The 17,913-nt window shown below is 71.2% G+C and carries 16 protein-coding genes; 8 read left to right on the forward strand and 8 right to left on the reverse strand.

The window, feature by feature from the left end; genetic code table 11:
• Positions 1–7: 7 nt before the first annotated feature.
• Entirely contained in the window at positions 8–1,348 is a 1,341-nt protein-coding gene (locus ACAV_RS20525; protein WP_041828835.1) for an MFS transporter, read from the reverse strand.
• A 306-nt stretch (positions 1,349–1,654) separates the two neighbouring features.
• Here ACAV_RS20525 and ACAV_RS20530 point away from each other — a divergent pair, with 306 nt between their 5' ends.
• The 3 genes from ACAV_RS20530 to ACAV_RS20540 are packed head-to-tail and all read left to right on the forward strand — an operon-like array spanning position 1,655 to position 4,619.
• On the forward strand, positions 1,655–2,638 hold the full coding sequence (locus ACAV_RS20530; protein WP_013596502.1) for an amidohydrolase family protein: 984 nt from the start codon (positions 1,655–1,657) through the stop codon (positions 2,636–2,638).
• Between the two features lie 29 nt (positions 2,639–2,667).
• Entirely contained in the window at positions 2,668–3,552 is an 885-nt protein-coding gene (locus tag ACAV_RS20535) for an intradiol ring-cleavage dioxygenase (RefSeq protein ID WP_013596503.1), read from the forward strand.
• Positions 3,549–4,619 carry a maleylacetate reductase gene (locus tag ACAV_RS20540; RefSeq protein ID WP_013596504.1) on the forward strand — a complete coding sequence of 357 codons (1,071 nt, stop codon included), beginning with the start codon at positions 3,549–3,551 and terminating at the stop codon, positions 4,617–4,619. The genes ACAV_RS20535 and ACAV_RS20540 overlap by 4 nt, the downstream gene beginning before the upstream one ends.
• Before the next feature lie 29 nt (positions 4,620–4,648).
• On the opposite strand, the gene ACAV_RS20545 is transcribed toward ACAV_RS20540, so the two are convergent.
• Both ACAV_RS20545 and ACAV_RS20550 read right to left on the reverse strand, forming a co-directional pair.
• Complete coding sequence (locus ACAV_RS20545) at positions 4,649–5,641, reverse strand: LysR family transcriptional regulator (protein WP_013596505.1); 993 nt, start codon at positions 5,639–5,641, stop codon at positions 4,649–4,651.
• Between the two features lie 31 nt (positions 5,642–5,672).
• Entirely contained in the window at positions 5,673–6,113 is a 441-nt protein-coding gene (locus ACAV_RS20550; RefSeq protein ID WP_085944746.1) for a MarR family winged helix-turn-helix transcriptional regulator, read from the reverse strand.
• A gap of 269 nt (positions 6,114–6,382) precedes the next feature.
• Here ACAV_RS20550 and ACAV_RS20555 point away from each other — a divergent pair, with 269 nt between their 5' ends.
• Both ACAV_RS20555 and ACAV_RS20560 read left to right on the forward strand, forming a co-directional pair.
• Positions 6,383–7,651: an acyl-CoA dehydrogenase family protein gene (locus tag ACAV_RS20555; RefSeq protein WP_013596507.1), complete on the forward strand. Its 1,269-nt coding sequence runs from the start codon at positions 6,383–6,385 to the stop codon at positions 7,649–7,651.
• A gap of 150 nt (positions 7,652–7,801) precedes the next feature.
• The gene (locus ACAV_RS20560) at positions 7,802–8,347 is read left to right on the forward strand and encodes a flavin reductase family protein (protein ID WP_013596508.1); all 546 of its coding nucleotides are present in this window, start codon (positions 7,802–7,804) and stop codon (positions 8,345–8,347) included.
• A gap of 45 nt (positions 8,348–8,392) precedes the next feature.
• Here the strand turns inward: ACAV_RS20560 and ACAV_RS20565 are convergent, their stop codons facing one another.
• Complete coding sequence (locus ACAV_RS20565) at positions 8,393–8,893, reverse strand: DUF4189 domain-containing protein (protein WP_013596509.1); 501 nt, start codon at positions 8,891–8,893, stop codon at positions 8,393–8,395.
• 209 nt (positions 8,894–9,102) lie between these two features.
• Between ACAV_RS20565 and ACAV_RS20570 the strand changes: the two genes are divergently transcribed.
• Together ACAV_RS20570 and ACAV_RS20575 are read left to right on the forward strand one after the other, a co-directional pair.
• The gene (locus ACAV_RS20570; protein WP_013596510.1) at positions 9,103–9,681 is read left to right on the forward strand and encodes a peptidoglycan recognition protein family protein; all 579 of its coding nucleotides are present in this window, start codon (positions 9,103–9,105) and stop codon (positions 9,679–9,681) included.
• Entirely contained in the window at positions 9,675–10,151 is a 477-nt protein-coding gene (locus ACAV_RS20575; RefSeq protein WP_013596511.1) for a hypothetical protein, read from the forward strand. The genes ACAV_RS20570 and ACAV_RS20575 overlap by 7 nt, the downstream gene beginning before the upstream one ends.
• Here the strand turns inward: ACAV_RS20575 and ACAV_RS20580 are convergent.
• Genes ACAV_RS20580 through ptsP form a run of 4 tightly spaced genes read right to left on the reverse strand, consistent with a single transcriptional unit; the run spans position 10,148 to position 16,392 of the window.
• Positions 10,148–10,972, reverse strand: a complete 825-nt coding sequence (locus ACAV_RS20580; protein ID WP_013596512.1) for a shikimate 5-dehydrogenase — start codon at positions 10,970–10,972, stop codon at positions 10,148–10,150. The genes ACAV_RS20575 and ACAV_RS20580 overlap by 4 nt on opposite strands.
• A complete protein-coding gene (locus tag ACAV_RS20585; RefSeq protein WP_013596513.1) occupies positions 10,969–12,786 on the reverse strand; it encodes a fructose-specific PTS transporter subunit EIIC in 1,818 nt (605 codons plus the stop codon). Before ACAV_RS20585 ends, ACAV_RS20580 begins: the two co-directional genes overlap by 4 nt.
• 20 nt (positions 12,787–12,806) lie before the next feature.
• On the reverse strand, positions 12,807–13,802 hold the full coding sequence (locus ACAV_RS20590; protein WP_013596514.1) for a 1-phosphofructokinase family hexose kinase: 996 nt from the start codon (positions 13,800–13,802) through the stop codon (positions 12,807–12,809).
• Complete coding sequence (ptsP, locus tag ACAV_RS20595; protein ID WP_434799802.1) at positions 13,795–16,392, reverse strand: phosphoenolpyruvate--protein phosphotransferase; 2,598 nt, start codon at positions 16,390–16,392, stop codon at positions 13,795–13,797. Before ptsP ends, ACAV_RS20590 begins: the two co-directional genes overlap by 8 nt.
• A 292-nt stretch (positions 16,393–16,684) precedes the next feature.
• Here ptsP and ACAV_RS20600 point away from each other — a divergent pair, with 292 nt between their 5' ends.
• A complete protein-coding gene (locus ACAV_RS20600) occupies positions 16,685–17,680 on the forward strand; it encodes a LacI family DNA-binding transcriptional regulator (RefSeq protein ID WP_041828836.1) in 996 nt (331 codons plus the stop codon).
• Positions 17,681–17,913: the final 233 nt, after the last annotated feature.

Here is a 17,913-nt window from a genome sequence, read left to right on the forward strand (position 1 = left end):
CGGTGCTTCACTTGGACAGCAGCGCGTCGCGGGGCATGGCGTCGGCCGCCGACCGGCCGTGCTGTATCAGCAGTACCGCGACCATGCCGATGACCGCGGGGATCGCGATGGCGACGAAGTTCTGCTGCAGCGGCAGGCGCATGCCCACGAGCATGCCGATCAGGATGGGTGCCAGGATGGCGCCGCTGCGGCCGATGCCCAGGGCCCAGCCCAGGCCCGTGGCGCGCACCGCCATGGGGTAGAACTGGCCGGCGTAGGCGTTCGCGACGATCTGCGTGCCGATGGTGGAAGCGCCCGCCAGGCCGAGCAGCACGAACAGCACGGGCGTGGAGGCCGGCTGCCCCAGCAGCGTGAGCGACACCGCTGCCAGCGCGTACATGCCGGCCAGCACGTACTTGATGTGGAACCGGTCGGCCAGCCATCCGCCGCCGACGGCTCCCGCCACCGCGCCGATGTTCATCACCAGCACGAAGTTCAGCGCGGAGCCCAGGCTGTAGCCGGCGCCGGCCATGAGCTTGGTGAGCCATGAGCTGAGCGCGAACACCATGAAGAGGCACATGAAGAAGGCGATCCAGAACATGACCGTGCTGAAGCCCCGGCCGTCGCTGAACAGCTGGCGGATGGGCGCGGCGGCGGCCTTTTCGTGGGCGGGGATGGTGAAGCGGTCGCCGTCCTGCGGCGTGTAGGCGGGATCCAGCCGGGCGGCGATCCGCCGCAGTTCGTCGGTGCGGCCCCGGGCCAGCAGGAACGGCATGGACTCGGGCAGCGACTTCAGGATGAAGGGCACGAGCAGCAGGGGCAGGCCGGCGGCGAAGAACACCGACTGCCAGCCATGGCTCTCCAGCAGGCCCTTGCCCAGCAGCGCCGCCAGCATGCCGCCGAGCGCATAGCCGCTGAACATCAGCGTCACCAGGGTGGCGCGCATCTTCTTCGGCGCGTATTCGGTCATGTGCGCCACCACGCTCGGCATCACGCCGCCGATGCCCAGCCCCGCGAGGAAGCGCATCACGCTGAACGACACCGGGCCCTCGGCCAGGCCGGCCCCCGCGGTGAAGACGCTGAACAGCGCCAGGCAGATGACGATGGACCAGCGGCGCCCGATGCGGTCCGCCACGGTGCCCAGCAGGATGGCGCCGAACATCATGCCGAACAGCGCGGAGCTCACCATGAAGCCCGCGTGGGTGGCATCCACGCCCATCTTGGCCATGATCGACGGCAGGGCGATGCCGACGACGGCCAGGTCGTAGCCGTCGAACACGATGATCAGCGCGCACCAGAAAAGCACCAGTGCGTGGAACCGGTTGAAGCGGGCGGTGTCCGCCAGATGGTGGAGGTCGATAGGGCGCACGTCCGTTGTCTCCGTTGCGTTGTTTCTGGAATCCAGCGCACGGCGGCTGCCAGCGCATTGCCTGCCGATCATCTGTACTGCCGGGCTGCGGGTCCAACGCATTTTCAGGATGTCCTGTATGCGCCACGGAAATGATGGGGCGGGTCTTCCCACAGGACGGCTCCGGCCTGCCCGGCCGCCGGGGCCCCATGCGATTGGTGAATGCGCGCTATCACGGAATTTCGTTCGACCCGCCGGCCAGCGCTCCCTACATTCCGTTCATTCATCCATCACAGGGCGCGCGCAGCGCCGCAAAGGAGACAGGACATGCAGGGAAAGATCGGCCTGGAAGAACACTTCGCCATTCCAGAAACGCTGCAGGATTCGGCCGGTTTCGTGCCCGGCGACTACTGGAAGGAGCTGAGCCTGCGCCTGCTGGACATCCATGAGCGGCGCCTGCGCGAGATGGACGAGAACGGCATGGAGATGATGATTCTGTCGCTCAACGCGCCCGCCGTGCAGGCGATTCCCGACACGAAGAAGGCCGTGGAGATCGCCGTGCGCGCCAACGACTTCCTGGCCGAGCAGGTGGCCCGCCGGCCGGACCGCTTCCAGGCCTTCGCGGCGCTGCCCATGCAGGACCCCGACCTCGCCACGCGCGAGCTGGAGCGCTGCATGCAGGACCTGGGTTTCCGCGGCGCGCTGGTCAACGGCTTCTCGCAGGTCGGCACGCCCGAGAACGTGGTCTATTACGACGCGCCGCAGTACGGCGATTTCTGGGCCGCCGTGGAACGGCTGGACGCGCCGTTCTACCTGCACCCGCGCAACCCCATCGCCAGCTGGGCGCAGATCTACCAGGGCCATCCCTGGCTGATGGGCCCCACCTGGGCGTTCGCGCAGGAGACCGCCGTGCACGCGCTGCGCCTCATGGCCAGCGGACTGTTCGACCGGCACCCCGGACTCAGGATCATCCTGGGCCACCTCGGCGAAGGCCTGCCCTACAACATGTGGCGCGTGGACCACCGCAACGCCTGGGTGGACATGCCCAAGGGCTACCCCGCGAAGCGCAAGCTGTGCGACTATTTCCACGAGAATTTCTACCTGACCACCTCGGGCAACTTCCGCACGCAGACGCTGATCGATGCGCTGCTCGAAGTGGGCGCGGACCGCATCCTGTTCTCCACCGACTGGCCCTTCGAGAACGTGGACCATGCCGCACACTGGTTCGACGACGCCGCCATCAGCGAGGCCGACCGCCTGAAGATCGGCCGCACCAACGCCCTGTCGCTCTTCAAGCTGCCGCAGGGCTGAACGAAGAAGCACTTCGAGGAAAGCGCCCCATGATCGACATCGACGAATGGACCATCACCCAGGCCGTGCTGAAGGCGCAGGCCGGCACGCAGGATGCGCGGCTGCGCCGCGTGCTCGACGCCCTGGTGCGGCACCTGCACGACTTCGCGCGCGAGGTGGAACTGACCGAGGCCGAGTGGGCGCAGGGCATCGACTTCCTCACGCGCGTGGGGCACATCACCGACGACCGGCGGCAGGAATTCATCCTGCTCTCGGACGTGCTGGGCCTGTCCACGCTGGTCACGGCGCAGAACAACCGCCGCCCCGGCGGCTGCACGGAGGCCACCGTCTTCGGCCCGTTCTACGTGCCCGATGCGCCCGTGGTGCGCAACGGCGACGACATCGCCAATGGCGCGCACGGGCAGCCCTGCTTCGTGAGCGGTACGGTGCGCGGCATCGGCGGCGAGCCGGTGGCCGGCGCCACCATCGACGTATGGCAATCGGACGAGGACGGCACCTACGACGTGCAGCGCCCCGGCCTGGACCACGCCGAGGGCCGGGCCCGCCTGGCCAGCGGGGCGGACGGGCGCTACCACTTCCGATCCATCCTCGCGGTGCCCTACCCCATTCCGCACGACGGCCCCGTGGGCCAGCTGCTGGAGCGCACGGGGCGGCACCCGTGGCGCCCCGCGCACCTGCATTTCATGATCCAGGCGCCGGGCTACGAGACGCTGATCACCCATGTATTCCGCGAGGGTGGCGAGTACCTGGAATCGGACGCGGTGTTCGGCGTGCGCTCGTCCCTGGTGGCCGACTGGAAGCCCCACGATCCCGGCACGGCCCCCGACGGCACCCGCATGGACACGCCCTTCCACACGCTCGATTACGACTTCGTGCTGAACCCCTCCTCCACAGAGCAGCAGGCACGGCGATGACGGCGGCACCCCTGTCCTTCTCCTACGCGGCCAGTCCGTCGCGCATCGTCTTCGGCGCCGGCAGCCTCGACCGCCTGCCCGAGGAACTGGACCGCCTGGGTGTGCGGCGCGCCCTGGTGATGTGCACGCCGAACCAGCGCGGGCAGGCCGAGGCCGTCGCGCAGCGCCTGCCCGACCGGGTGGCCGGCATCTTCGACGGCGCCGAGATGCACGTGCCCATCGAGGTGGCCCGCCGGGCCCGGGCGGAAGCGGCGGCCCTGGAGGCCGACTGCGCGCTCGCCGTGGGCGGTGGATCGACCATCGGCCTGGGCAAGGCCATCGCCCTGGAAAGCGGCCTGCCCATCGTCGCCGTGCCCACCACCTACGCCGGCAGCGAGGCGACGCCGATCTACGGCATCACCGAAGCCGGCCTGAAAAAGACCGGGCGCGATGCCCGCGTGCTGCCGCGCACGGTGGTGTACGACCCCACGCTCTCGCTCACCCTGCCGCTGCCGCTCACGGTGACCAGCACGCTCAACGCCATCGCCCACGCCTGCGAGGGCCTGTACGCCCACGATGGCAACCCGGTCACGGCCCTGATGGCCGAGGAAGGCATCCGCGCCTGCGCCGGCGCGCTGCAGCCGCTACGCGCCGACCCGCGGGACCTGCCGGCCCGCAGCCAGGCGCTGTACGGTGCCTGGCTCTGTGGCACGGTGCTCGGGGCCGTCTCGATGGGGCTACACCACAAGCTCTGCCACACCCTGGGCGGCAGCTTCGGGCTGCCGCATGCCGAGGTGCACTCCGTCATCCTGCCGCATGCGATGCGCTACAACGCGGCCGCCGCCCCGCAGGCCATGGAGCGCATCGCGCGCGCGCTGGGCGTGGACGACGCGCCCCTGGGCCTGCATCGCCTCGCCGCGGAACACGGCGCGCCCCTGTCGCTGCGGGAGATCGGCATGCCGGAGTCCGGCCTCGACCGGGCAGCGGAACTCGCCGCCGCGCAGCCGTACCCGAATCCCCGGCCCCTGGAGCGGGCAGCGCTGCGCGGGCTGCTGGACGCCGCGTTCCACGGCAGGCCGCCGGCATAGGGCTCCGGCCCCGGGGCCTGTCCATAGCCTCAGTCCGCCGGTTCCGGCGGCACACGGGCCAGGCCATCCGGCACAGCACCGGCACCGGGCTCCGGGGCCCGCCGCGACTTCTCGTGGAACAAACCGAACATCAGCTCGCGCAGCCAGCGGTTGCCGCTGTCCTGGTGGAAGCGCTCGTGCCACTGCTGGCTGATCTCGAAGGGCGCCACCTCGAACGGTGCATTCAGGATATGCAGGTCCGAGCGCGAAGCCACCATGGCCTGGGCGAGGCGCTGGGGCGCGGTCAGCACCAGCCCGGTGGTGGCGACAATGGACGACAGGCCCAGCGAATGCGCGGCGGTGAGCACCACGCGCCGGCGGTCGAGCGCGCCCACGCGCTCCAGGGCCTGCTGCAGCTGGTGGTCGGTGGTGCCGCGCGGCCGGTAGGCAATGTGCTCGGCCGCCAGGTAATCGTCCAGCGCGATCGAGTCGCGCGTGCCCAGCGGCGACGCGCGGGCCACGAGCACCACGAAGGTCTCGTCGAACAGGCGCTGCTGGTAGAACGACGGCCCCATGGGCTCCCAGCTGCCCAGCGCGACATCGATCTGGCCGTGCAGCATGCGCTGGCGCGCCTCGGCGCGCGGTACGTCCACCGTCTCGAAACGGATGCCCGGCGCCAGGCCCCGGGCCAGCGACAGCAGCCGGGGCATCATCACCAGCTGCCCGATGTCGTTGACCGCGATGCGGAACAGGCGCCCGGAGGTGCCCGCCTCGAACGTGCGGCCCTGGTCCACCGCCTGCGAGAACGCGGCGAGCCCCTCCTCCACCGGGCCGATCAGCCGTTCGGCCAGCGGCGTGGGCACCATGCCCTCCGCAGAGCGCACGAAGAGCACGTCGTTGAAGCGCTCGCGCATGCGCTTGAGGGCATTGCTCACCGCCGACTGCGTCATGCCCAGCCGCTCGCCCGCCAGCGTGACACTGCGGGTCGCGAAGATGGCCTGGAAGACCAGAAACAGGTTCAGGTCGATCGAGTGGATGTTCACCGCACCGCCTCCTTGCCTTCGGGCATGCCGCTCATTCCCGGTCCAGCGCGGCGAGGTTGTCGTAGAGCAGGCGCAGCATGTCGCGCAGCGACTCGGCCTGCGCATGGGTCAGCCCCCCCAGGGAGACCCGCTCGTACAGCTGTGCCAGCGGAATGATGCGCAGCGTCAGTTCGTGCCCCGCCGGCGTCAGGCTCAACGCCAGCGCGCGCGCGTCCTCGCCCGAGCGGTCACGCACCACGAGGCCGCGCTGCAGCAGCGCATCGACGACGCGCGATAGCGTGGAAGGCTCCGTCGAGGTGTGCAGCGCCAGGTCGGAAAGCCGCTGGTGGGGCTGGTGGTGCAGCGCCACGCACACGCGCCAGTCCGTCAGCGACAGCTCGAACTGCCGCAGCTCGCGGCTGAACGACTGGCCCATGCGCGAACCCGCGCGCGCCAGCAGATACGGAATGGCGCGCTCCAGGTCATGCCGCACCTCTTTGCCTGCATTTGCAATGGATTCCGTGGCTTCAGCAGGCGCTGCAACTGCGCGCCTGGGTGCCTTGGAGGCCGCAGTTTTCGCGGTCGCCGGTGTCTTTTTTCGGGTGGCCATGACCCATCTTACCGTTGCCGGGCCTGTTGGGCATCCGTGGAATTCCCGCAGGCATGCGTGAAAACCCCGAGCCTTAATTACTTGCAAATGCAAATAAAAAGTTCTCCAATGGCGTTACGGAAGACGACTCAACCATTCCATCCGGAGACACCATGCAACCCGCCACCGCCCATCCATTCGCCGCGCTCAACCACGTGGACCTTCCCGCCCCCGGCCGCCACTCCCCCGTGGCGGGTGCCCCTTCCCTGGCGTCGATCGTTGCATCCGCAAGCGATCTGGTGCCCGTGCTGCGCGCGCGGGCCGAGCAGACGGAGCGGGACCGCCGCGTCTCCGACGAGACGACCCGCGCTTTCCACGACGCGGGCTTCTTCAAGCTCATGCAGCCGGCACGCTATGGCGGCCATGAATACGGATTCACGGCATTCATCGATGTGGTGAGCGAACTGGCGCGCGGCTGCACCTCGTCGGCCTGGGGTTGCTCGCTGGGTGCGATCCACCAGTGGCTGGTCGGCACCTTCCCCGAGCAGGCGCAGGACGACGTGTGGCGCGACGACCCGTCGGCCATCGTGTGCGGCTCGTATGCGCCGGCCACGATGGCGCAGAAGGTCGATGGCGGCTACCTCGTGCAAGGCAAGTGGCTGTTCGCCTCCAACGTGGACAACTCGCAGTGGGCCCTGCTGGGCGTGCAGTTCCCGCCCGAAGACAAGGGCGCACCGCCCTCCGCCGGCTTCCTGCTGGCACCCCGCGCGGACTGGCGGATCGAGGACAACTGGCACGTCGCCGGCCAGGCGGGCACCGGCTCCAAGGCCATCGTCATCGACCAGCCGCTCTTCATTCCCGGGCACCGCAAGCTGACCTTCGCCGAAGCGTCGTCCAACCAGCCGCCCGGCGCGCGCGTGAACACCAACCCGATCTACCGCATCCCGTTCCTTTCGGCCGTGCCCGTGTGCCTGACCTCCCCCATCCTGGGCACGGCCCAGGGCGCGGTGGACGCGCTGATCGAACTCGCGGGCTTGCGCGTGACGCGCGGCGCGGTCTCGGGCGGCGGCAACCGGCTGAGCGAATTCTTCCCCGTGCAGTCGCGGCTGGCCGAAGCCTCGGCCAGCGTGGACGCGGCGCGGCTGCTGATCTACCGCGACACCGCGCAGGTCGAGCAGATGGCCATGGACGGCCAGGCCATCGACGTCGCGCAGCGCATCCGCAACCGGCGCGACCACGCCTTCGCCGCGCGCCTGTCGCGCGATGCCGTGGAGGCCGTTTTCGCCAGCGTGGGCGGCGCCGGCCTGGCGCTGGACCAGCCCATCCAGCGCATGTGGCGCGACGCGAACGCGATCTCCCGCCACATCAGCCTGAACTGGGACGCGGTGTCGTCGATGGTCGGCCAGTACCTGCTGGGCCTGGAGCCCAAAGGGCAGTACTGAGCGCGACCCACAAAACCCTTCTGCCGTCGTTGCCGCATCTTGTCGTAGCGCTGCTACTGCCTGCGATGCGGCGCCTCGCCAGAACCGCTACGCTGGGTTTTGTGAGCCGCTTGGCAAAAACACGCAATAACAAGAGAACGGAGCCACGCCATGTATTCCTGGGCCCTCATCACCGGCGACGCGGCCGACACGGTCGATGCGCGCGCGTTGCGGCAGGCGCTCGGCGCCTTTCCCACGGGCGTGTGCCTCGTCACCACCGCCACGCCCGACGGCAAGCGCGAAGGCATGACCATCAATTCCTTCGCGTCCGTCTCGCTGGATCCGCCCCTGCTGCTCTGGAGCATCCGCGACGACGCACGCAGCGCCGACGCCTTCCTGGCGGCGCGATCCTTCAACCTCAGCGTGCTGGCCGCCTCGCAGCGCGAGCTGGCCTGGCACTTCGCCAAGCCTGCGCCGGACAAGTTCGAGCGCTTCGAGGGCGATTTCGACACGGCTGGCAACGGCTGCCCCCGCCTGCGCGAGAGCGTGGCCACCTTCGAATGCAGCACCTACTCGCGCCACCAGGAGGGCGACCACACCGTGCTGCTCGGGCGCATCGAACGGTTCACGCGCAGCGACGCGCCGCCGCTGCTGTTCCATTCGGGGCAGATGGGGTCGCTGTGGGAGCTGGCGGGGACGCTGGCGCAGCCGGCGTGAGCCGGTATCCCGCGGGCCGGCCCCGACCCCGCCGGTCCCGCTGGATCAATACTTGTGGAAGTAGGGTTTCGAGCAGTCCGTACCGCGCACCTTGCACTCGGTGCCACCGGCCTTGCGGCAATCCTCCAGCGCCCGCTCCTGCGCCGCGGGGATGCTCACTGCACTGATGATCTTGCCGATCGCGCGCCCGGAAGTGGATTTCGAGCTATCGACCACCGCGACGCACTGGTTGCGATAGGTGTGCGAGACGACGCAATCCGAGTTGCCGAGCTTGGTGCAGAGCTGCATGGCGCCCTGGCGGGCCTCCTCCTCCGAGAATTTTCCGGTGCTGCTGCCGATGTCCCCGCTGGACGGGGAGGTCGCGATCGCGCCCCAGGTCTTGATCCACTCGCCCGTCGGCCGCGGAGGGGCTTCCCCGCCGCCACCGCTCGGCCCGCAAAGCGCGCTGCCGGCCGCCACGCCCGAGGGGCATGCGGTCTGGGCGAAGGCGCCCAAGGAGATCAGGCAGGAAACGGCGGCGAAGCCGAGGGAGAGGGGGAATTTCATGGCGGCTCCAATGCAGGGCTGGAGGGAACGGTCCCGAAGCACGCTGCAAGCGTAACCGCTTCGCATCCCGGACACGGCGACCAGCGTACCGATCAAGGCGCCTCGATGTATCCAGCGGCAAGGTTATGCAACGCCAGGAAACAGATGTTTACACATCGAGCTCCGTCGATAGCATGGCCCGTTCAAACCAAAGGAGGAACAGGCAAGGCATGGACATCGACAAAACCGGAAAAGTGCAGCATCCACGTGTGCGGCTCGCGATCCACGGAGCCATCCAGCGCGGCGAGATGAAGGTGATCAACGGCATCATCGTCCACCAGACGGGGGCCTCCACGGCGCAGTCTTCATTCAACAGCTACAAGACGGCCAACCCCAACGGAGCGCACTTCCTCATCGACAAGGACGGCACGATCTACCAGACGGCTTCCATCTACCAGAAGACCCACCACGTGGGTTTCATCAAGTCGCGCTGCATGGAGGAGCACAAGTGCACGCCGGCCGAGGTCGCCGCGCTCAAGGGCAAGACCGTGGGCCGCCAGATCGGCACGGTGGAAAAGCAAAAGCCCTTCCCCAAGCGGTACCCGGACAACAACGACTCCATCGGCATCGAGATCGTCTCGGGGGTGCAGGGCCAGACCTTCGACGCCGTGACGGGCGCGCAGCAGGTCTCGCTGACGTGGCTGACCGCGCAGCTCACGTCCACGCTGGGCATCTCCACGCGCGAGATCTACCGGCATCCCCAGGTTTCCTGGAAGAACGCAACCGAAGCGAGTACGGCGCAATGGTGAAACGACACGCAACCCTTCTCGCACTCGCCTGCTTCGCGGCAGTGCCGGCCTCCACCCTGGCCGCCGAATCCTGGATGCGCGCGCAGGTGGAGGCCCTGCCCGCCTCGGTGCGCCAGGTGCTGCCCTGCGGGCAGTGGACGGAAGCGTCCCGGCAGGGCACCTACCGCGTGGTGGAGGCGAACGTGAACGAAGGCGCGGGCAGCGAGCTCTACGTGCAGTGGGTGACCGACCCGCTGCAGGGCGACCCGTCGCGCATCACGAAGACCGTCGCCTTTGCCGAGCTGAACGACGACCACAGCCAATACCGATTCGAATCCGTGCAGTGCCGCGCGCGCGGCGCGGCGATCGAGATCACGGTGAAGGCCCGCTACGAGCACGACGAGGACGACCGGCTGCGCACGTTCACCGTGCGCGTGGAGCCGGGGGGCGGCTACCGCGTGAACGAAGCCGGAGCCCGGAAACGCCGCTAGCGGCCGCTGCGGGCAAAGGCCGAAGCGCGCGCGAGCTGCTCGTCGCCCGGGCGTACGCCGGTGTACAGGACGAACTGCTCGGCCGCCTGCAGGGCGATCACCTCGGCGCCGGTGATGACGGGACGGCCCTGGCGCCGGGCCTCGGCGATCAGCGGGGTTTCCGCCGGCATCGCCACCACGTCGAACACCCAGGCCGCGGCGGCCACCTGGTCCGGCGTGAACGCCGTCGCTCCGGTTTCGCCCCCGCCCTCCATGCCGATGGGCGTGGCATTGACCAGCAGGCCGGCCTCGATGGCGCCCGATTCGTCCTGCCAGCCGTAGCCATGGGCGGCGGCCAGCGAACGGCCCACGGCCTCGTTGCGGGCCACGACCACGCCCTGGGCGAAGCCTTCGTCGACGATGGCGGCCAGTACCGCGCGGGCCATGCCGCCGCTGCCGCGCAAGGCCACCCGCAGGCCGCGCGGCACCGCATGGCGCTGCAGCAGCGACCGCACGGCCAGGTAGTCGGTGTTGTAGGCCACGAGGCGGCCGCCGCCGTTCACCAGCGTGTTCACCGACTGCAGCCGCGCCGCCGACGGGGACAACACGTCGGCCAGCGGAATCACGGCCTCCTTGAAAGGCATGGAGATCGCGCAGCCGCGCACGCCCAGGGCCCGGATGCCGGCGATGGCGGCCGGAAGGTCGGTGGTGGAGAAGGCCTTGTAGACGTAGTCCAGGCCCAGTTCCTCGTACAGGAAATTGTGGAAGCGCGTGCCGAAGTTGCCGGGCCGCGCACTCAGGGACATGCACAGCTGCGTATCCCGGGTCAGGCGCAGCGTCATGCTGCGGCCCCTGGCGCCGCCAGGCGCTTCTTGAACAGGCCGAGCGCCAGCGCCGTCACCACCGTGCCGGCCAGGATGGCAGCGGCATACAGCACCACGTGGTTCACGGCGTTGGGAATGGCCAGCACGAACACGCCGCCGTGCGGGGCCTGCAGGCCGATGTTCCAGGCCATCGAGAGGCCCCCGGCCACCGCGGAGCCCAGCACGCACGCCGGGATCACGCGCAGCGGGTCGCGCGCCACGAAGGGAATGGCGCCTTCGGTGATGAAGGCCAGGCCCAGCACGGCGGAGGCCTTGGAGGCTTCGCGCTCTTCGGCGGTGAAGCGGCTCTTGAACAGCCAGCAGGCCAGGGCGATGCCCAGCGGCGGCGTCATGCCGGCAGCCATGGCGGCGGCCATGGGGTTGGCCACGCCGCTGGCGATCAGGGTGGTGGAGAAGACGTAGGCCGCCTTGTTCACCGGCCCGCCCATGTCGAAGGCCATCATGGCGCCCAGGATCACGCCCAGCAGCACGGCGCTGCCGGTCTGCAGGCCCTTGAGCCAGTCGGTCAGCGCGCCCATCACGGCGGCCATGGGCGCGCCGATCACCATCATCATCAGCACGCCGACGATGGCCGCGCCCAATAGCGGCAGGATCAGCACGGGCTTGAGCCCGTCCAGCCCCCGCGGCAGGCGGATGAAGCGGTTCAGCCAGTGCACGGAATAGCCCGCGATGAAGCCTGCCGCGATGGCGCCCAGGAAGCCCGCGCCCACGGTACCAGCCAGCATGCCGCCGATCATGCCGGGCGCGATGCCGGGCCGGTCGGCGATGGAATAGGCGATATAGCCCGCCAGCGCAGGCAGCATGAGCGCGAAACCCGCCTTGGCGCCGACCTGGAACAGCACCCAGCCCAGCGTGCCCTTGTGCGCGTCGTCATAGACGTAGATGCCGCCCAGCGCGAAGGCCAGCGCGATCAGCAGGCCGCCCGCCACCACGAAGGGCAGCATGAACGACACGCCCGTCATCAGGTGCTTGTAGGCGCCCGTGGATTCGCGCTTGCCGGCCGCTGCCGGAGTGGCCGCCGCCGTGCCGCCGGCCGCGGGGGCGGCCGGTGCGGAACCGCCCCACACCTGGGCCTGCGCCCGTGCCTGGGCGAAGACCGCCGCCGCATCGTGGATGGCGGCCTTGGTGCCGGTGGCGTAGAGGCGCTTGCCGGCGAAGCGGTCGCGGTTGACCTGCGTGTCCGCCGCGATCACCACGAGGTCGGCCTCGGCGATCTCGCCGGCGGTGAGCGCGTTCTGCGCGCCCACCGAGCCCTGCGTCTCCACCTTGATGGTGTGGCCCAGGGCGCGCGCGCCCTGCTCCAGCGCCTCCGCGGCCATGAAGGTGTGGGCCACGCCCGTGGGGCAGGACGTGATGGCGACGATGCGCAGGGGGCCGTCCTGGGGCGCGGCGGTTGCGGGCGAAGCCGCAGCGGGGGCAGCGGACGGCAGCGAAGCGGCGGCCGGTGCGGACGCGCCGCCTGCACGGGCCAGCGCGGCGCGCACCACGCGTTCCGCGTCGGCCAGCACCTCCTGCGGGGCGGCTTCGTGCACGGGGGCCGCGGCCGTGCCCAGCAGGTCCTGGCGGTCCACGGGCATGTCGGCGGCGATGATGGCCGCCGCGGCGGCCGCGAGTTCGCCGTCGCTGAAGCCGCCCTGGGTGCCCAGGCTGCTGTGCACGCTCACGGCGATGCGGTGGCCGAGCGATTCGGCCGCGGCGCGCAGCGCCTCGGCCACCATGAAGCTGTGCGCCGGGCCGGCCTGGCTCGCGGCGATGGCGATGAGTTGGGCCATGGTGTGTGTCTCCTGATTGCTTAGAGCGGCGTGGCCTGGATGGATGCGGCCAGGGCGTCCACCTCGGCGCGCGGCGGCAGTCCCGGCGCGATGCGCTGGATGCGGGCGGCCGCGCAGGCCATGCCGAAGATCGCGGCAGCGGGCATGGCCCGCCCCTGCGACAGTGCAGCGAGCGAGCCCGCCACCAGCGCGTCGCCCGCGCCCACCGTGGTGGCCACGGGCACGCGGGCGGCCGCGGCCTGCCAGCAGCCTTCGGCCGTGGCGATCACCGCACCGTCGCCGCCGAGGGACACGGCCAGCTGCCGCACCCCGTGCGCGCGGCACAGCATGCGCGCGGCCTCCGCCACGTCGGCAGGCGTGGGCAGTTCGCGGCCGGCCAGTTCTTCCAGTTCCGCCCGGTTGGGCTTGATGAAGTCCACGGGCACCACGGCGCCGCGCGCCGGATCGGCCAGCGCCTGCAGCAGCTGCCGCAGGACCGCGCCGCCCGTGTCGATGGCGATGCGCGCTCCGCGCGCGGCCACGGCGCGGGCGATGCGCTCCCACACGGCGGCATCCGCGCCGGGCGGCAGGCTGCCGGCCAGTTCGCACCAGTCGCCGGCCTGCACCTGGGCACACAGCGAGGCAACCAGGCCGGCCTCGGCGCGCGCGAGGGCCGCGGGCTCCAGGGCCAGGCCGGGCAGGTTGATGTCGGTGGAGTCGCCGCGCGCGGCGTCGGCGATCTTGATGTTCGTTCGCGTGGCGCCCGGCAGGCGCAGCATGCCGTCCGCGATGCCGCGTGCGGCGAAGGCGGCCACGAACACCGCGTCGTTGTCCGCGCCCAGCCAGCCGGTGGCCGTCACCGGCACGCCCAGCGCCGCGAGCACGGCCGCCACGCCCACGCCCTTGCCGCCGGCTTCCACCTGCTGACCGAGCGCGCGGTGCACGTTGCCGGGCACGAGCGCCTGCACGCGCACGGTGTGGTCGATGGCCGGGTTGAGGGTGACCGTGAAGACCCGGGGCGTTGCGTGATCAGCCATGGTCGGCCTCCTGCCCGGGTGCCTGCGGGGCCGGGCGCAGCGCGGCACCCAGGGCGCGCACCTCATCGGCCGTGTCCACGTCGAGCGCGCTGCGCGCCAGCGCCTGCAGCTCGGCCAGGGCATGGCGCCTCAGCAGCGCCTTGACGGTGCCGATGTCGCCGGCACTCATGCTCAGCTCCTGCACGCCCAGGCCCACGAGCAGCGCCGCGCCCAGCGGCTCGCCAGCCAGGCCGCCGCACACGCCCACCCAGCGGCCGTGGCGCGCCGCGCCGGCCACCGTGCGCTCCACGAGCCGCAGCACCGCGGGATGCAGGCTGTCGGCCATGCCGGCCAGTTCCGGATGCTGGCGGTCCACCGCCAGCGCGTACTGGGTGAGATCGTTGGTGCCGATCGAGAAGAAGTCCACGTGGGCGGCCAGGCGGTCGGCGGTCAGCGCGGCCGAAGGCACCTCGATCATGATGCCCACCGGCACCGCGGGCGCCTGCAGCTCGGCGCGCACGGCCTCCATGCGCGCACGCAGTTCGCGCACCTCTTCCACGGTGCTGATCATCGGGAACATCACCTGCAGCGGGCCATGCTGCGCGGCGCGGTAGAGCGCGCGCAGCTGGGGCACCAGCAGGTCGTCGCGCCGCAGCGCCAGCCGCGCGCCGCGCACGCCGAGGAAGGGGTTTTCTTCCACGGGCAGGTCCAGGTGGGGCACGCGCTTGTCGCCGCCGATATCCAGCGTGCGCACCACGAGCGGCCGGCCCTGCAGCGCCTCGACCATGCCGCGGTAGGCCTGGTACTGCGCCTCCTCGTCCGGCACGGTGTCGCGCTCCAGGAAGAGGAACTCGGTGCGCATCAGGCCCACGCCTTCGGCGCCGGACTCCAGCGCCTTCGCGACCTGGTCGGCACGGTTCACGTTCGCGGCGATCTCCACCGTGTGGCCGTCGGTGGTGGTGGCGGGCTCGCGGCGGGTGCGGGCCTCTTCCTCCTGCCGGCGGGCCAGGCGCGCCATGCGCTCGCGCGCTTCCACCAGGGCGGTTTCGCTGGGCGCCACGTACAGGCGGCCGCGGTAGCCGTCCAGGATGGCCGGCGTGCCGCCCAGTGCCGGGCCGGCGCCGTCCCGCGCGGGCAGCACGCCCGGGCCGGCAGCCACCACGGCGGGCAGGCCCAGGGCGCGCGCCAGGATGGCCGTGTGCGCCGTGGGCCCGCCGCGCGCGGTGCAGAAGCCGCGCACGCGCCCGGGATCGATCTGCGCGGCCATCGAGGGAGAAATATCGTCGGCCAGCAGGATCGCGTCTTCGGGCCAGGCGGACCCTGCCGCATCCGGGCCGGCGGCCTCGCCGCCCAGGCCCAGCAGGTGGCGCAGCACGCGCTCGCCCACGTCCTGCAGGTCGGCCGCGCGGGCGGCCAGCGTGGCGTCCGGCAGCGCGCGCTGCGCGGCCACGCGCTCATGCACCGCGTGGCGCCAGGCCCAGGCGGCGCCGTGGCGCTGCACCACGGTGCGGCTCACGGCCTGCATCAGTTCCGCATCGCGCAGCAGCCCCTGGTGGGCCGCGAAGATGCCGGCCTGCTCGGCCCGGCCGGCGGATTTCGCTTCGGCGGCCAGTTGCTCCAGTTGCGCCTGCGCGGCGGCGAAGGCCCGGTCGAGCGCGGCGGCCTCGGCGGCCACGGAGGTGAAGCGGTCCTCCACGTCCAGGGCGGCCGCCTCCGCATGCACCAGGGTGCCCACGACCAGGCCGGGGCTGGCGGCGATGCCGGTGAAGGTGTACCGCGCCGCGGGCTGCCAGTCGCCCAGTTCGCGGCCCAGGCCCTGCGCCTGGGCCTGCCGCGCGGCCGACAGTTCGGCCTGCCGCGCTTCTTCCTCGCCCAGCCGCACGATGGTGGCGGCCAGCGTGGACAGCGCGGCGGCCGCATCCGGGCCCTGGGCGGACAGGCGCAGTTGCGCGCCACGCCCGGCCCCCAGGCCCAGCAGCGCGGCCACGCTCTTGGCATCGGCCACCGCATCGCCGCACCGCACGTGCACCCGCGCCTGGAAACGCCCGGCCACGCGGGCCCATTCGCCCGCCGGCCGTGCATGCAGGCCGCTGGGGTAATTGAGGGAGAGTTCGCGCCCGAGCGGGAAATCCTCGAGCGCCGCGCCCTGGGCCCCGGCACCCGCGCCGCCCTCCGGCGCATCGGCGGTGAGCGCGCGCACGATCTCCTGCGCATCGCCCGTGGTGGCCAGGCGCTGCATCAGGGCGGAATCGCGCATCACGCGCGTGAGCCGGCGCAGCACCTGGATGTGCTCGTCGGACGCCGCGGCGATCGCCACCACCAGCTTCGCCTGCTTGGCGTCGTCGCCCCAGCGCACGCCGGCCGGCACCTGCAGCACGGCCAGGCCCGTGCGGCGCACGAGGTGCTTGTCTTCCACCATGCCGTGCGGAATGGCCAGCCCTTCGCCCAGGAAGGTGTTGGCCACCTTCTCGCGCTGCAGCAGGCTGTCGACATAGGCGGGCTGGATATGGCCGGCCTGCGCCAGCAGTGCGCCGGCGGCGCGCACGGCATCTTCGCGGTTGTGCGGGGCCGCCCCGAGGCGGACCTCGACCGGAATGGTGGACATGGGCATGTCTCCTGAATTTGGTATCGATTCCAAACGCAATTATGGAACGGTGGCTCGCGCCCGGGCAAGCCGCGCCGCCCCCCCGAGCCCCTGGAAACCAGGGAAAACACCTAGAAAATCACAGAACCCCGGCATCTCCGCGTGCATATCGGTGCCACGGGCAGCCACGGGATGGAAAACCGCCGCCGCACCGCTTGCCAGATGAATCATGGAATCGTTACCATCCAGCGAACCCTGTACCGGCGCCCGTGCCCGGTACCCGCCCCGTTATCCCAACCGCCTTGCCCAGGAGTCCGGATTGGCCAGCATCAAGGACGTCGCCCAGCGCGCCGGCGTCTCCACCACCACCGTCTCGCGCGTGCTCACCACGCCCGGCGCCGTGCGTTCCCCGCTGCGCGAGCGCGTGGAGCAGGCCATCGCCGACATGGGCTACCGGCCCAACCTCGCGGCGCGCCGGCTGCGCCAGCGCCGCGCCTCGATCGTCGGCCTGATCGTCTCGGACATCCGCAGCCCCTTCTTCACCGACGTGGGCCGTGCCGTGGAGGACGTGGCCTACCGGAACGGCCTGCGGCTCATCCTCTGCAACAGCGACGAGAACCCCGCCAAGGAGCAGTCGTACCTGGAGCTGATGGCCGACGAGCAGGCCAGCGGCGTGATCCTCTCGCCCACCATGGAAGGGCTGCAGCGACTGCGGCCCGCGGACTGGCCGTTTCCGCTCGTGCTCGTGGACCGCGCGCTCGAAAGCTCCCGCGTGGACCGCGTGGTGCTGGACAACCACGCCGCGGCGCGCCGCGCCACGGAACACCTGCTGCAATCGGGCTGGCGGCGCATCGCCCTGCTCGCCGGCATCCACAGCACCACCGGCCAGCAGCGCCATGCGGGCTATGCGGACGCCCTGGCGGCGCACGGCCTCGCGCCGCGGCCGCTATGGCTCGACCCCACGCGCGAAGCAGGCGAGCGCGCCACGGCGCAATGCCTCGCGGCGCCGCCCGCCGAGCGCCCCGACGCGCTGCTCGCCACCAACGGCCTGCTGCTGCTCGGCGCCCTGCAGGCCGTGCAGGCCGCCGGCCTGCGCACGCCGCAGGACATCGGCATCGCCGGCTTCGACAACAACGACTGGACCGCCCTGCCCGCGCTGGACGTGACCACCATCGCCCAGCCTACCTACGACATCGGCCGCACCGCGGCGGAACTGCTGCTGCAGCGCATGCAGGACCCGGCGCGGCCCGCGCGGCGCGTGGTGCTGGAGGGAGAGCTGGTGGTACGGGGCTCCAGCGCGAAGCCCGGGGCCTGAACAGGACAGGCACACCGCCCGGCTTCGCACGCCGCGGGCCCGTTTCGCGCCGCGGGCGCGGTACCGCAGGGCATGCAGCTACTGTCGGTAGTGGCCACGTCCGCTCCACGCGACCTGGCCTGTTCCATGTTCCGTATCCAGCGATCCTTCCCGAATGCGTCCGCGCGGCACGCCGCTCCGGACGCCCCCACCCCGGGCCCTGCCCCGGCGGCCAGAGACACGAGGCCACGGGG

The sequence above is a fragment of the Paracidovorax avenae ATCC 19860 genome (genome assembly GCF_000176855.2).
GTDB classification, from domain to species: domain Bacteria; phylum Pseudomonadota; class Gammaproteobacteria; order Burkholderiales; family Burkholderiaceae_C; genus Paracidovorax; species Paracidovorax avenae.